At 65.0% G+C, this 13,342-nt stretch carries 13 protein-coding genes and 2 tRNA genes; 4 read left to right on the top strand and 11 right to left on the bottom strand.

Annotation, left to right across the window (positions count from 1 at the left end):
* Nucleotides 1-22: 22 nt before the first annotated feature.
* The gene (locus tag JOE69_RS13080; RefSeq protein WP_309799389.1) at nucleotides 23-832 is read right to left on the bottom strand and encodes a hypothetical protein; all 810 of its coding nucleotides are present in this window, start codon (nucleotides 830-832) and stop codon (nucleotides 23-25) included.
* Nucleotides 832-1,386, bottom strand: a complete 555-nt coding sequence (locus tag JOE69_RS13075) for a TetR/AcrR family transcriptional regulator (protein ID WP_309799387.1) — start codon at nucleotides 1,384-1,386, stop codon at nucleotides 832-834. Before JOE69_RS13075 ends, JOE69_RS13080 begins: the two co-directional genes overlap by 1 nt.
* Before the next feature lie 97 nt (nucleotides 1,387-1,483).
* Here JOE69_RS13075 and JOE69_RS13070 point away from each other — a divergent pair, with 97 nt between their 5' ends.
* Nucleotides 1,484-3,016, top strand: coding sequence for an MFS transporter (locus JOE69_RS13070; RefSeq protein WP_309799385.1), 1,533 nt, complete (start codon nucleotides 1,484-1,486; stop codon nucleotides 3,014-3,016).
* A gap of 17 nt (nucleotides 3,017-3,033) precedes the next feature.
* Here JOE69_RS13070 and JOE69_RS13065 read toward each other — a convergent pair whose 3' ends face one another.
* From JOE69_RS13065 to JOE69_RS13055, 3 genes are read right to left on the bottom strand one after another with little or no spacing between them, the layout of a single operon-like run.
* The gene (locus JOE69_RS13065; protein ID WP_309799383.1) at nucleotides 3,034-3,273 is read right to left on the bottom strand and encodes a DUF3188 domain-containing protein; all 240 of its coding nucleotides are present in this window, start codon (nucleotides 3,271-3,273) and stop codon (nucleotides 3,034-3,036) included.
* 35 nt (nucleotides 3,274-3,308) lie between these two features.
* Nucleotides 3,309-4,214: a DUF2797 domain-containing protein gene (locus JOE69_RS13060; protein ID WP_309799381.1), complete on the bottom strand. Its 906-nt coding sequence runs from the start codon at nucleotides 4,212-4,214 to the stop codon at nucleotides 3,309-3,311.
* 1 nt (nucleotide 4,215) lies between these two features.
* On the bottom strand, nucleotides 4,216-5,121 hold the full coding sequence (locus tag JOE69_RS13055; RefSeq protein ID WP_296364282.1) for an HpcH/HpaI aldolase/citrate lyase family protein: 906 nt from the start codon (nucleotides 5,119-5,121) through the stop codon (nucleotides 4,216-4,218).
* A gap of 446 nt (nucleotides 5,122-5,567) precedes the next feature.
* On the opposite strand from JOE69_RS13055, the gene JOE69_RS13050 reads away from it, so the two are divergent.
* Nucleotides 5,568-5,957, top strand: coding sequence for a glyoxalase superfamily protein (locus JOE69_RS13050; RefSeq protein ID WP_309799378.1), 390 nt, complete (start codon nucleotides 5,568-5,570; stop codon nucleotides 5,955-5,957).
* 34 nt (nucleotides 5,958-5,991) lie between these two features.
* Nucleotides 5,992-7,041, top strand: a complete 1,050-nt coding sequence (locus JOE69_RS13045; RefSeq protein WP_309799376.1) for a nucleoside hydrolase — start codon at nucleotides 5,992-5,994, stop codon at nucleotides 7,039-7,041.
* An 11-nt stretch (nucleotides 7,042-7,052) separates the two neighbouring features.
* Here the strand turns inward: JOE69_RS13045 and JOE69_RS13040 are convergent, their stop codons facing one another.
* Together JOE69_RS13040 and JOE69_RS13035 are read right to left on the bottom strand one after the other, a co-directional pair.
* Complete coding sequence (locus JOE69_RS13040; protein ID WP_309799374.1) at nucleotides 7,053-8,558, bottom strand: RNA polymerase sigma factor; 1,506 nt, start codon at nucleotides 8,556-8,558, stop codon at nucleotides 7,053-7,055.
* A complete protein-coding gene (locus JOE69_RS13035; protein WP_309799372.1) occupies nucleotides 8,555-10,405 on the bottom strand; it encodes a DUF7927 domain-containing protein in 1,851 nt (616 codons plus the stop codon). The genes JOE69_RS13040 and JOE69_RS13035 overlap by 4 nt, the downstream gene beginning before the upstream one ends.
* A gap of 281 nt (nucleotides 10,406-10,686) precedes the next feature.
* On the opposite strand from JOE69_RS13035, the gene JOE69_RS13030 reads away from it, so the two are divergent.
* On the top strand, nucleotides 10,687-11,841 hold the full coding sequence (locus tag JOE69_RS13030) for a UDP-N-acetylglucosamine 2-epimerase (RefSeq protein ID WP_309799370.1): 1,155 nt from the start codon (nucleotides 10,687-10,689) through the stop codon (nucleotides 11,839-11,841).
* A 295-nt stretch (nucleotides 11,842-12,136) separates the two neighbouring features.
* Here the strand turns inward: JOE69_RS13030 and JOE69_RS13025 are convergent, their stop codons facing one another.
* The 4 genes from JOE69_RS13025 to JOE69_RS13010 all read right to left on the bottom strand — a co-directional run bounded on the left by JOE69_RS13025 (nucleotide 12,137) and on the right by JOE69_RS13010 (nucleotide 13,169).
* Complete coding sequence (locus tag JOE69_RS13025; RefSeq protein WP_309799368.1) at nucleotides 12,137-12,295, bottom strand: hypothetical protein; 159 nt, start codon at nucleotides 12,293-12,295, stop codon at nucleotides 12,137-12,139.
* A 116-nt stretch (nucleotides 12,296-12,411) separates the two neighbouring features.
* A tRNA-Met gene (locus JOE69_RS13020) sits at nucleotides 12,412-12,488 on the bottom strand.
* Between the two features lie 64 nt (nucleotides 12,489-12,552).
* A tRNA-Thr gene (locus tag JOE69_RS13015) sits at nucleotides 12,553-12,624 on the bottom strand.
* A gap of 164 nt (nucleotides 12,625-12,788) precedes the next feature.
* On the bottom strand, nucleotides 12,789-13,169 hold the full coding sequence (locus tag JOE69_RS13010) for a LysM peptidoglycan-binding domain-containing protein (protein ID WP_309799367.1): 381 nt from the start codon (nucleotides 13,167-13,169) through the stop codon (nucleotides 12,789-12,791).
* Nucleotides 13,170-13,342 lie beyond the last annotated feature (173 nt).

The following is a 13,342-nucleotide window of genomic DNA, read 5'->3' as shown; positions in this document are numbered from 1 at the left end:
TACTCGGCTCAAGCCTATCGGCTCAGGCCGGGAGCTTTGCCAAGGCCGCGGATTGCGCCTGCACGATCGACGTCCATTGGGCCAGGACTTCCGCGCTCGGAGACACTCCGCTGCTGAGTTCCATCACGGTGATCACGATGTTCTGCCTCCGCAGGTGGCAGGCCAACACGTTGTTCGAAGCACCGCCGGAACTGACCGTGGAGCGGATGTTGTAGCAGGAAGCCTCCACGCCCGAGGTATCCACCGTGAGCGGTTCCACCGAAGCCACGGCGCGGTAATTCTGACTGCCGCCCACCGTGACATTCTGCCCGCATTGCGGCACTGCACCGGCAACTTTCTGCAACTGGGCCGTGGCAGCCGCAACACTGGTGTACTCGGAAAGCGTCCCGGAGGCGATGCGCTGATTGGTGTTGTCCAACCCCGGCCCGCTGAGCCGGTAGCTGGCTTGGCCCGGCGCATCCGGGATCAAAAAGTATCCCGGATCAGTGGGCAGCAGGGGCAGGCAAGCCACCGGATCGGCGCTGAGTGCCTGGTACAGGGCGACCGCACTGGCTTGTTCCGCACTGCTGAGCACTCCTGGATTTGTCATGGTCAAACCGCCGGGCAGCGGCTTCGCCGGAAGCAACGCCGCCAGATCCGGGTTCAGGCTCGGATTCGGTTGCGCTTGCGACGCCGGACCCACTGAATCGCTGCTCGCGGCCGAGGGCGAGGCCGGCCGGCCGGTGGCCAGCGCCCCGCCCAGGAAAAATGCCACCACCAGGCCCAGAACCACCAAAAGCGCCACTACGATGACGGCCCATTTCCAGGGACCCGAACGGCTGTCCAGCAACATCAATCCGCCAACTTCCTCAGTCGATTGACTACATTCTGCAATGCCGCGACGTTTTGTTCATAGCTGGTGCCCGGGATTCCCAGGTAACTCCCGTGCAACGAGGCGTTGTAATACATTCCGTCGCCCATCAGCATGATCGCCTGGGCTACTTCCAGATCCTGTACTTCTTCCTGGATCGCTTCGAACCAGCTGCGCTGCAATTCGGCGAATGCTGCTTTGGCCGCCTCCTGCTGCGTTTGCGGCAACCGCAAGGCGGCGATCAGCACCCGGTCGAACTCAAGATCGCTTTCGCCCGAGGTGCGGAGGTAGTAATTGACCGCCCCCTCGGGCGCCGCACGGATCGCGCGCAGGTCCTGCTGGCTCAGCTGCCGGAACTTTTCGATCAGTCCTTCGCCGAGCGCCTCCTTGCTGCCGAAGTGGTACAGCAGGCCGCCCTTGGAGACGCCCGCCGCGGCGGCCACGGATTCCAGCGTCGCCCCGCGTTCGCCTTCGCTGACCAATAGATCCTCGAAGGCGGACAGAATCCGGTCCCGGGCAGAAGATGTTCGAACCATGGCGTCAATATATCCCTTCATCGTGCCGGAGAATTGATTATATACCGTCCAGACGGTACAGTAATGAAGTTCGTCAACCCCAGTGAAAGAGCCGATCATGTCCGCAAACGCGCCCGCTTCCAGCATCGGGCAGGCCCCACCCCGCGCCAGCACAAGGGACTGGCTGGCCCTGGCCGTGCTCATGCTGCCCGTGTTGCTGATCGCCGTGGACAACACTGTGCTTTCGTTCGCGATCCCGGAGATTTCCACCACGCTCTCGCCGAGCGCCCCGGACCTGCTCTGGATCGTGGACGTCTATCCGCTGGTCCTGGCCGGATTGCTGGTGTCGATGGGTTCGTTCGCCGACCGGGTCGGCCGGCGGAAGATGCTGTTGATCGGCGGCGCCGGATTCACCTTGGTGTCGGTCCTGGCAGCTTTCGCGCCGACCGCGGGCTGGCTCATCGCCGCCCGTGCCCTGCTGGGCTTCTTCGGCGCAATGCTGATGCCTTCGACGCTTTCCTTGATCCGCAACATCTTCCTGGACACCCGGCAACGGCGGACCGCGATTGCGATCTGGGCGGCCTGCTTCTCCGGCGGCGCGGCCTTGGGCCCGATCGTCGGCGGGCTGCTGCTGGAACACTTCTGGTGGGGGTCGGTCTTCCTGCTGGCGGTTCCGGTGTTGATCCCGTTGCTGATTTTCGGCCCGATCTTCATCACCGAGTCGCGCGATCCGCGCCCGGGCCCGATCGACCCGGTGAGCATCCTGCTTTCCTTCGCCGGAATGGTGCCTTTCGTCTACAGCATCAAGACCTTCGCGACCGAGGGATTCGGCATCAAGTTCGCGGTGACTGCAATCTTCGGAGCGCTCTGCATTTGGCTGTTCATCCGACGCCAGCTGCGGCGAAGCTCGCCGATGTTGGACGTGACCCTGTTCCGGAACCCGGTGTTCACCGGCGGCGTGCTGGCCAACCTGCTGAGCGTCTTCTCCCTGGTCGGCTTCTTGTTCTTCATCTCGCAGCACCTGCAGTTGGTCGCCGGCCTCGCGCCCACCCAAGCCGGCCTGGCGTTGCTGCCCGGGTTGATCGTCGCGGTCGCCGCCGGGCTGCTGGTGGTCCCGTTGGCGCGCTTCATCAAGCCGGTATGGCTGGTGACCGGCGGATTGCTGCTCAACGCCGTCGGCTATGCCGTGGTGGCATTGCTCAACCCGCCGCCGATCGCAGTGCTGATCATCGCGTTCGCGGTGCTGGGCATGGGCGTCGGCGCTGCGGAGACCATTTCCAATGATCTGATCCTGGCTTCCGCACCTGCGGAAAAAGCCGGCGCGGCCTCCGCGATTTCGGAAACCGCCTACGAGCTCGGCTCAGTACTGGGTACCGCGATCCTCGGTTCGGTGCTGGCTGCGGTCTACCGTGCCCAATTGCAACTGCCGACCGGGCTCGACGGCGCGGCGACCCAGAAAGCCGAAGGCACCTTGGGCGGCGCGCTCGAAGTGGCCGGGCAGCAGAGCCCGGGCGTCGGCGAAGCCTTGCGCGAGTCCGCGATGAGCGCCTTCGACAGCGGCGCCGTGGTGACCTCCACGGTGGGCTTCATACTGATGTTGGCCGCAGCCGCCCTGGCAATCGTCACGTTGCGCAAAGCCAAAGCATCCTGAGCCGGCATACGCCGGGGTTAGCTCTGGTTCCGCCGCTCACGCAGCATCCGGCGCACGCCCTGGCCACGGACCACGATGCCGATCAGGTTGAGCACCACGCCGAGGCCCAGGAACGGCATGCCTGCCCACATCAACCCGTTGTTGCCGGTGCTACCGCCGATGATGGTCAGAATCAGCCCGATCGCGATCAAGCCCATGGCGGAGAACACGATGATCCGATACGCAGGGCCAGAGTTCTGCCAAAATTCGTTGAGCACGCCAACAGTTTACCCGCCGGCTCAGCGCCCTTGGCTCAGAACAGGGAGTCTTGCAGACTGGGCAATTCCGAGCGGAAGTTGCCTGCTTCGATGATCCGCCCCTTGAGCTGCGCCAAGTCCGCGATGAAATCGTGCCCCTCCAGGCTGCTCAGCACGAAACTGCCCAGCACCCCGTTCAGCGGCAAACCGTGCGCGCCCTCCAGGAGCGGCAACGGATACGCCTCGCGCGGCCGCACGGCCAGCAGCTTCCGCGCAGCCTCCGGCAAGGTCCAGGGCTCGTCGACGACGCGGAAGCCGGCGACGCCCACCCCGGCCAGATGGTTCCGCACTCGGTGCGCGACCTCGGCGTTGGCCGCTTCGACGGCACCGAGCGACGGCCCGTCTGCGGCGACCAGGGCCGCGGCCTTCGCCGCGGAACGGATTTGCTGCGGCAATTCCAGCCCCGAGCTGACCGAATCTTCGAGGATCCGCACGATCCGGCCATCGTCGGCGTGCGCCACGTACTGCGCGGCAACCGCGCCTTGCTCGGCGAGCCGAATCCATTTGCGCAAGTCCGAGGCGGTGCCTACCTTGCTCGCACCGTGCGCGAACGTCGCGATGTAAAGCCAATGCGGCTGCGCCAAATAATCCCGCAAACCGGCCGGAGCCACACCGCCACGGTGGAAATCATGCATGAACCGGAACTCGTCCCGGCCGAAGCACGGTCCGCATTGGTATCCGCGCTCGGCCAGCGAAGCCTCCGGACACGGGAGATGCATCGACGCCGAGCGTCCGTGCACCCGGGAGAAGCCCAAGCAATGCTTGCGCGGATCGCGGACCCGGAATCCGAAAACCCCCTCCGGCGGCAACGGCAACTCTGCAGCCACACCGTCGGCCATGACGCTCAGAACCACCGAGGCCGAAGCGCTCCAGCCGACACCGCGGACGAGGGCTTCCGGCATGTCAGCTGGCTGGCTGCACGCCGAAGGCCACGGCCAATTTCATGATCTTCTCGGCCCGGCCCAAACGGGGCAGGTCCGAGCCGTCCCGGATCACGCCGCCGCGGGCATTGAAGTCGGCCATGAAGTCGGTGGCCCAGGCGACGTCCGAAGGGGCCGGCGAAATGACTTCGTTGATCACCGTGCTCTGATCGGCTTGCAGACAGAGTTTGCCGGTCATCCCCATGGCGACCGTGATCGCGGATTGTTCGCGCAGGATCGGGTGGTTGGTGCCGACCGTCGGACCGTCGATCGGGCCCGGCAAATTGCCGACCCGGCTGGCTACCACCAGTTTGGCCCGGGGGTAGGCCATCGCTTCGCGATCGGCGGCCATGCCGGTATCCCGGCGGAAGTCGCCCGAGCCGAACGCCAAGCGGAAGGCGCCTTCGGCACGGGCGATGTTGTTGGCTTCTTCGATGCCGACCGCGGACTCGACCAGGGCGAGCACCCGGGTTTTGCCGTCGAGCCGGTGGAAGGTCTCCTTGACCTGGGCCGCGCTTTCGGTCTTCGCGAGCATCACGCCCTGCAACCCGGGAGTGCCGCGCAGCCCGGCCACGTCGTCCGCCCAGAAATCGCTGCTCGCGTCGTTAATCCGGACCCAGGCTTCACCGCCGTTGCGCAGCCACTGGATCACGTCGTTGCGGGCCGAGGACTTGTGCGAAGGATCGACGGCGTCTTCGATGTCCAGCACCACGGCGTCAGCCCGGGACGCCACGGCAGCGTCGAAGGTTTCCGGCTGGGTGGCCGGCACCAGGAGCCAGGAGCGCGCGATTTCGGCCGGCACATTGCGGATCCGGGGCAACGGGGAGGTCAACGGATGTGCTTGGTCGGACAGGCCGGTATCGCCGTAGGCATCGGTAGCAGAAGACATGTCTCTACCGTAACGCCGCAACTGGCCGGGTTGCGATTTCCGTGATCCAGATGACGCGGTCAGGAACGCTCAATGGGCCGGACCTCGGAGTTGCCCAAAACCTTCCCGGCCGCATCGAGCGCCGCCAATTGGACGAAGTGGCTCCGGCTCAGGACCTCCAGCTCAGCACATTGCGTCGCGAATACTTCTGCAGTCCGGTATTTTTGCCTCAGCCCTCTTGAAATCCACACCGTCAAAGCCAATCCGGCGGGCTACGAGCCAGGCGCCACAATGCCTGGTACAGGCTGTGAACCGCGGCTGCGGGGCCCCGGATCGCTGGTGAAAAAAGTTTTTCCATCAGGTCAGAAAATGGCCTAAATGTTTTTTAGGCTGGTGACATCACCCGACGAAAGCTGGTGACATCACCCGACGAAAGCTGGTGACATCACCCGACGAAAGGAAATGCCATGAGCTTCAGCATGAAAATCGAAGTCGTTCCGATCCCGGTCACCGATGTGGACCGGGCCAAGGCGTTCTACGTGGACCAGCTCGGGTTCAACCCCGACCACGACCACCGGGTCGACGAGAAGATCCGTTTCGTCCAGCTCACGCCGCCCGGCTCCGCTTGCTCGATCGTGATCGGCGAAGGCATCGTCGAAATGGCGCCCGGCACCCAGAAGGGCGTGATGATGGTCATCGACAGCGCCGACGAAGCCTACGCGCAACTGCGCAGCCGCGGCGTGGAAACCAGCGAGGTGGTCGACATGGACTGGGGCCGGTTCGTCTACTTCTCGGACCCGGACGGCAATTCCTGGGCGCTCCAAGAACTCCCGGACTACGCCGCCGGACAAGGCTGAGCGCGCCAGCCGGGATCAGTGTTAGAACTGAGGCATGCCCAGCTCAGCACGCACCCCGGTCCTGATCGACGTCGACACCGGAATCGACGATTCGCTTGCCTTGCTCTACCTGCTGGCCAGCCCTGACGCCGAGCTGCTCGGCATCAGTTGCACCGCCGGCAACGTGCCGGCCAGACAAGTGGCGAAAAACAATTTGGCCTGGCTGGAATTGTGCGGGCGCAGCGGCATCGAGGTCGCCTTGGGCGCCGAGGTGCCGCTGCTGGCACCGCTGATGACCACCGAGGAAACCCATGGTCCGCAGGGCATCGGCTATGCCGAGTTGCCGGATCCCCGGCACGCCATTTCGGACCGACACGCGGTCCGGCTCTGGATCGATACGGTCCGCGCCCGCCCCGGCGAAGTGCTGGGCTTGGTGACCGGTCCGCTGACCAATCTGGCCCTGGCCGTGAAACTCGAACCCGAACTCCCCCGGCTGCTCCACCGCCTGGTGGTGATGGGCGGCGCGTTCAACCATCCCGGCAACACCACGCCCAGCAGCGAATGGAACATCGCCGTGGACCCCGATGCGGCGAAGCTGGTTTTCGACGCCTTCAGCGGCCTGCCCGCGGCGCGGCAGCCGATCATCTGCCCGCTCGACGTCACGGAAACCGTCATCATGGAGCCGCGGCACCTCGCCGCACTGGCCGAAGCCTCCGGAAGCAGCCCCGTGGAGACCCCGCGGGCCGAGGATCCGCTGGGAACCCGTTCCCAGGCCTCGAACCCCCTGGTTCGCCATCTGGTCGACGCCGTCCGGTTTTACCTGGAATTCCATGCCGCGCAGGGCCAGGGCTACCTCAGCCACATGCATGATCCCTTCGCCGCCGCAGTGGCCCTGAATCCGGAACTGGCCCGGCTGCGGCACGCCACGGTCGACGTCGAACTCGGCGGGACGCTGTGCCGCGGCGCTACCGTGGCCGATTGGCACGGCCTCTGGCAGCGGCCGAAAAACGCCTGGGTCGCCGTGCAGACCGATCCGGAAGCATTTTTCGACGAGCTGGTTGCCCGGGTTTCCGGGCTTGCCCGCGCCCTGCCGCCAGCACCATAGCCGCCGGCGGATCAATTGCGGTTCAGCGATACCGAGGTCGAGACCGGCCCCCAGCCGGCTCCGGAAGCGGAGATCTGCACCGGGTAATTTCCGGCGGCCGCAGTTTGCAGGCCGACCCGCAGGTAATTCGGACCGGTGCTGTCCACCGACCCGGAACAATTCACCGATTGCCCGGACCCGGAACACTGCCAGCCGTTGGGGCCGGCGTCGACGTAGTCGAAACTCATCCCGGCCGGAAGCGTCAGGTTCACCCGGACATCGCGCAGCGGTCCGTCGTTGGCCGGTGTCAGCCCGATTTTGAGCGTGGAACTGGCCGGATCGAATTCGTCGCTGCTGAAACTGCCCGACGGCGTGAGCGTATTGATCGCCTGCGGAGCCACTGGAGGGGTGGGCGGCGGGGCAACCGGAGAGGTCCGCGGCGGCTGGCTCGCCGTCGGAGTCGGCGCAGTCGAGCTGCTGGGCGAAGGCGAGGTGCTCGGGCTGGCGCTCCCGGAAGCCGTCGGGCTGGAACTGCTCGGGCTGCGGCTCGGCTCCGGGCCGACTGCTTTGAATCCGGCATCGGCCCGGAGACCTAACCAGATTCCGGCCGACAACAGCAACAAGAGCGCAGCAGCCCCGGCAATCCACCAAGCGCGCCGGCCGGAACCGGAGGCTTCTTCGGCCAGGCCCGGCGCATCCGGATCCGCGGCTTCGGCAGCGGCCGGCCCGGTCGGATCGGCCAGCGCACCGGGAGCCGCACCGAGCGCGGCCGGGAACAGCCCGGCGGTGGCCGTCCCGATGAGTCCCGGGCCGACCACGCGACGCAGACTGCTGTTCACATCCGAAATGTCGTGCAAGGCGGTGGTGCAGTAGATGCATCCGCGTACGTGGTCCTGCACCTGGCGGGACCGGTTGGCCGGCAGTTTCTGCCGGATCAAGGCGCCCAGTTGCTCCGCGTATTTGCGGCAGCCCGGCTCCGGCGTCTGCTGCAGATGACTCTGCAGATAGGCCTGCCGCAAGGTCTCCCGGGAGCGATAAGCCAACGCCGCTACCGCATTGGCGTTCAGCCCCATCATTTCGGTGATCTCGTGCGGCTTCTTGTCTTCGACCTCGGTCAGCCAGAGCACCATTTTCGCGCGCTCCGGCAACGACTCGAAGGCCGCGCGGACGATCTCGGATTCGTACCGGCCGGCCGGATCGTCGTCGACCGAGCGTTCGGCATCACCGGTGTATTCCGAGACCAGCTCGAGCTTGGCCGCCTTGCCGAAATTCCGATTCGCCAGATTCCGTACCGCACCGAGGATGTAGCCCCGGAAGAAGACCTCGGGCCCGCCACCGGAGCGGAGCTTGCGGAGCGTTGCCGCAAAAGCTTCGGCGACGAAATCATCGGCGTCGTCATGGCTCGCGCCGATCTGCATCGCGACCCCTTTGGCCACTGAACGGTGCCGCAGATAGAGCTCCGCGTAGGCATCGTCGTCGCCTTCCCTGGTCGCCGAAATCAGGTCCTCGTCAGAACGCACTGAAACTGGATTCGTCATGACCGGTCCTCCTCAGGACGGAATCGAGCTGCTGCCAACAAGACCAAGCCGAGCAGCGCCGCCAGCGCACCGGAGAAGATCAACGCGGCGGTGGCCGATCCGGTGTTCGGCAGCGTCTCCGTGGTCGGACCCGGCGCCCCGGGGCCGACCGGCTGGACGGCACGGTCAGCCTGCGGCGTCCCGGGAACTTCCCGCACGGTGGTCTGCACCGGCGTGGTTTCCTGCCCTCCGGAGGTGCTGCTGGTCACTGAATTGCGCAGGATCCCGTCGCCTCCACCGGCCCGGACCACCACCTGATACGTCACGGTGACCGCTTGGCCGGGCAGTAACCGACCGCTCCAACGGATCGAATCGGCAGAGCTCCAAACCCGCCCGGTGTTGGCATCGACATCACCGCGGAACGCGGCGTCGTCGAGCACTTGGCTCAGGTCATCGCTGAAGCCCGCCCGCAGTGGCGTCCGCCCGACGTTCCGGCCGACCACGGTGTAGCTCACCTGGTCGCCGGGAGCTGCAACTGTCCGGTCCACGGTTTTGGTCAACACGAAGCCCGAAATGTCGACGGTCACCGGAGGCGGCAGCACCGCCTCCGGGACCGTACTGCTCACCCGGTTCACCAAACGGTAGTCCCCCGGCACCACGGCCTTGACCGTCACCGAAAACGTCACGGTCACCCGCTGCCCCGGCGCAAGCTCGCCACGCCACAACAACCGCTGACCGGAAAGCCCAATTGATCCGATGTCTGCGCTCGCATCACCGTTGTAATCAGCCTCATCGAGCACCTCGGACAACTCGTCCGCGAAATCCGCCGCGAACGTCGCAGCACCGGTATTCGTCCCGGTCAGCGTAAACCTGACCACACCGCCCGGGTCCACCACCGTGCGATCCGCGGATTTAGTCACCTCAAGGCGCGGACCGGGCACCAACTCGGCCGAGGCGAGATCGGTCAACCGGTAGTCGAACGTCGACGGAGTGGTGACCTCCCCGGCGACCACCGACGCGCCGGTCTCCGCATTGATCCGGTACAAGGTGCCGTTGCCGTTTCCCGCGTACCAATTGCCGCCCAGCCAGGCGAATCCGTAGTTCGAGGAACCTGCAGTCAGCGCCGGCCCGGAGATCTGCAGCCAGGGCGTCACCGTCATCCCGGAAGCAGAGAAAGAGTCGATATTGTAGCGGTAGATCCAGCCTTCGCCACGGTTGAACACCAGACCGAAAAGGTTGCCTGCGGCATCGAAGGCGTAGTCCGGGGCGACCACGCCTCCCCCGTCCCAAATCCGGTCCCCGGCCAACGTGGACGTCAGCGGGCCGCTGATCACACCAGTCCCGGCTTGCTGATCGAACCGCGACAGCCGGCTGTTCCCGGTGCTCTGCAGATTCGTACCCTGCCAGATGCCGCCGTCTGGGGCCACTGAAAGCCCACCCCATGCGGCGCTGGTTTGCGGAGCGGAGCCGATTTCGGTGATTGAGCTAGCTCCGTTTTTGAGGCTGTAGAGCGCAGGATAACCCGTGTTGTAACGGCTGCCGACGAACTCGAGGCTTCCTTGCGCATCACGCCCCAGCCCGAGATTCGAGGACCAATAGGCCGGTGCCCCAGGAGCAGTTTGGGCGGTCAGTTCAGTACCAGCCTGCCCGTTTTGCAGCCCGGTGAATTTGAAAATCTGATTTCCCGAGGATCCGTACAGCCCAGCGGGGTCGATCTGGACCGGTGCGGTGGCTGCCGTCAACGGCCATTGGTCGCCAGTCTCCGCGGCCGCACCTGGCGCTTGGACCAGGCCAGCGAACAGCGCTAGGCCCAGTATGCCCAACCCCTTTCGCATCGCCCCCGCCCGAAGCTTGTTCAATCCCGCCATACCGTCTTCTCGTCCCCGGCAGCCGGCGGGCAGAATCCTGCCGCGCCAGCACCTAATTCCAGCTCAAATCACGTTGACGATAGCACGAATGTTTTTCGTCCTGAGATCATCGTCGCGCACGCGTAGAGACAATGAACAGACATTCACGGCATGTGATGGGGATCACAAGTGTTTTCCGGAAAAGCCGCGTCATAAGATCCGAACCCTGGGTACCCCTTCCCGAACCTGGCCCACCGGGTTCTGCACACACCGACGATCCACGAAGAGGAACTCAACGCCCGATGAAAACGGTCCTGGCCTATTTCGGCACCCACGCCGAGGCGATCAAGGTCGCCCCCGTGGCAGCCCGCCTCGCCGATTCATCGCAACTTGCCGTCCGGGTCGTCGCCCCGCACGACCACATGGCGGGGCCTTCCTTGGCAGCAGGGCTTTTCGGCATCCGGCCCGAACACGCTTTTCCGCAAAACCGGAAATCCCGTCATGCGCGGCTCGGCTTCGGCCAGCTGCTGGCCGAAGCCGGTCAGTTCTTGGCCGCCAACCGGCCCGACGCCGTGCTCGTCCACGCCTCCGGGCGGGACTCTTCGGCCCTGGCCATGGCAGCAGCACACCTGCTGATTCCCTTGGCCAGCCTGGACACCTCGGCTGCCGCCTTGGCGACCAAAATCCGACATCGGCACCCGACCGGAGGAACTGCCGACCTCTATCTCGAAGCGAACCACGCCGGGTGCGATCAGCTGCTTGCTGAAGGTGTGCCCGCAGCCTCGATCGAACTCACCGGCAGTACCACGATCGACTCGCTGCTGCACGGGATCTCCTCCGCGCAAGCCGGGCGTCGTCCGGATTCGACTCCGGCTCCCCTCCGGCGACTGCTCACCGGCTCTGCAACTCCGATTCTGGCCATCCTCCGCGGCGGCAAGGACGACGCCGCGGTAGCCGGCATAGTGGACGCGATGTTGGATTCCGCAGCGAAGCACCCGGAGCGGAGCTATTTGGTCTCTGCACCAGCGGCAATGGGAAATTTCCGGTGGCGCAGACCGGCCACGGCCCTGCCCAACGTGACGCTGTGCGGCTCGCTGGATTTTCGCAGCTACTGCCGCCTGCTCGCCCGGAGCAAACTCGTGCTCACCGACGATTCCAGCGTGCTGACGGAAGCCGGCGCCCTCGGCAAACCGGTATTGCCAGCTGCTTCGGCGGGACCCGGGTCCTCTCCGGTAGACCCGATCAAGATCGCCGGGCAGATCGAATCGGCGTTGCAAAGCCCACCACTGAGCACTCCGAGCGAAGATCCGTTCGGCGATGGCTTGGCCTCGCTCCGATGCGCCGCAGCAGTCAGCAAACTGCTCGGACTCGGCGAAACGAGCCTCCGGCCAGCGCCTGCCGCATCCAGTCGGAACTTCATCCGCCCCGTCCGGACGGGTGCCGAACTGGTCTCCTGAACCAGGAATCCCATGAACCTCTCGGTGCCGACTCCCCAAAGCGGCACCGGGTGGAGGATGGACGTGTCTGTCTGTCCTTACATAAAGGCTGCGTATCCCAATGCGCAACCGCCCTCACTGCTGGTGCGCCGCGCTTCCCCAATTGCGCGGCGCACCAGTTTTGCCCGGTGACTCGTCAGCCAACCTGGCTTGCTGAACCAATCCAGGACGGATGCCGGGCCGGCACTTTGGCTCCACTAGGGAAACTGAGCTGAATTGACAGCTTGGCAGTTACTGCCAAGTGTCCGCTAAGGATTCACTGAGCTTTTTCAAACGCGAAGAATTTGTCGACAATCAGGCGCACCGGCGACACCAGCAGACAGCAGGCCGACAACGCCCGGCGGCGCCAGGACCTGCCCTGACGCGCCGCCATTTCGGGCGTCCAGGCCGGCCCACCACCGCGGGTGAATCGCATCGGCTTCCACCTTGCTGCAGATCAACGGCGCGCTCACCCGATCGGTGGGGCCGCGGCCGCCCCGCATCGGGAGCCGGGCGCACAACAGGCCCGGAACGCTGGTTCCGGGCCTGTACTGGTAGCGGTGGGGAGGCTCGATCTCCCGACCTCACGATTATGAGTCGTGCGCTCTAACCAACTGAGCTACACCGCCATAAATGGGATTGGCCCGTGCCTTTGCCGGCCAAAACCGTCTTGACACGAGCCTACCCATTGCGAGCCCCCCACCGGAATCGATCCGGTGACCTCGTTCTTACCAAGAACGCGCTCTACCACTGAGCTAGGGGGGCAACAGATGAATACTTTACCAGCGGATTCAGCTGGGGGGAAATCGACCTCGCAACCGAGCGATTTCACCCCGAAGCCAGACGCACGCAGCGGACTCGGCAAGCCGGAAGCCCGCTAAAACACCAGGTTTCCCAGCCGAGTCCGCTGCGTGTGCCCAGAGAATCGACTACGGCAGAGTCAGCACCTGGCCCGGGAAAATCAAGTCCGGGTTCTCAATGCCGTTGACCTCGATCAGCGCCTGCAGATCCACACCGTTCGCGGCAGCGATCGCGGACAGGTTGTCGCCGTCGGCAACGGTCACCTGGCGCGCGGCGGCTTCCTCCACCGGCGCGGCTTCTTCGGCTACCGGAGCAGCTTCTTCCACCGGGGCGGCTTCCGGAGCAGCCTCTTCGGCGGCCGGCTGCTCCGCCGGAGCTTCTTCCGCGGGCTGTTCGGCCTGCTGATCCTGATTCTGATTCTGGTCGCGATTGAACGCATCGTTTACTGCGTCGCCGACATTCTTGGCAACATCTTCGACATTCTTTTTGATGTCATCGAACAGTCCCATAGGAAACACCTTCCAACCGTCGGGCGCGATACTGCGGATAGCCAGTCATCGCGCCGGTCATGCCATGCAATCAGCATGACATGACCGATGCTAGGACCTGGCGATGCCGCTGCCAAGGGGTGCTGTCATACCCGGGGAATTTCTCCGGAAACCGTCAGCTTGCGTTAAGCCGG

Origin of the sequence: Arthrobacter russicus, assembly GCF_031454135.1 — a bacterium.
Lineage (GTDB): Bacteria > Actinomycetota > Actinomycetes > Actinomycetales > Micrococcaceae > Renibacterium > Renibacterium russicum.
The sequence above is the reverse complement of the archived record's forward strand: the minus strand, read 5'-3'. Positions and strand labels throughout refer to the sequence as shown.

What these genes read in the sequence shown, in the direction of transcription:
- JOE69_RS13070 (WP_309799385.1), top strand. Translation starts at nt 1,484, where the DNA reads ATGTCCGCAAACGCGCCCGCTTCCAGCATCGGGCAGGCCCCACCCCGC.
- JOE69_RS13025 (WP_309799368.1), bottom strand. Translation starts at nt 12,295, where the DNA reads ATGCGATTCACCCGCGGTGGTGGGCCGGCCTGGACGCCCGAAATGGCG.
- JOE69_RS13050 (WP_309799378.1), top strand. Translation starts at nt 5,568, where the DNA reads ATGAGCTTCAGCATGAAAATCGAAGTCGTTCCGATCCCGGTCACCGAT.
- JOE69_RS13075 (WP_309799387.1), bottom strand. Translation starts at nt 1,386, where the DNA reads ATGGTTCGAACATCTTCTGCCCGGGACCGGATTCTGTCCGCCTTCGAG.
- JOE69_RS13045 (WP_309799376.1), top strand. Translation starts at nt 5,992, where the DNA reads ATGCCCAGCTCAGCACGCACCCCGGTCCTGATCGACGTCGACACCGGA.
- JOE69_RS13060 (WP_309799381.1), bottom strand. Translation starts at nt 4,214, where the DNA reads ATGCCGGAAGCCCTCGTCCGCGGTGTCGGCTGGAGCGCTTCGGCCTCG.
- JOE69_RS13080 (WP_309799389.1), bottom strand. Translation starts at nt 832, where the DNA reads ATGTTGCTGGACAGCCGTTCGGGTCCCTGGAAATGGGCCGTCATCGTA.
- JOE69_RS13035 (WP_309799372.1), bottom strand. Translation starts at nt 10,405, where the DNA reads ATGGCGGGATTGAACAAGCTTCGGGCGGGGGCGATGCGAAAGGGGTTG.
- JOE69_RS13030 (WP_309799370.1), top strand. Translation starts at nt 10,687, where the DNA reads ATGAAAACGGTCCTGGCCTATTTCGGCACCCACGCCGAGGCGATCAAG.
- JOE69_RS13055 (WP_296364282.1), bottom strand. Translation starts at nt 5,121, where the DNA reads ATGTCTTCTGCTACCGATGCCTACGGCGATACCGGCCTGTCCGACCAA.
- JOE69_RS13010 (WP_309799367.1), bottom strand. Translation starts at nt 13,169, where the DNA reads ATGGGACTGTTCGATGACATCAAAAAGAATGTCGAAGATGTTGCCAAG.
- JOE69_RS13040 (WP_309799374.1), bottom strand. Translation starts at nt 8,558, where the DNA reads ATGACGAATCCAGTTTCAGTGCGTTCTGACGAGGACCTGATTTCGGCG.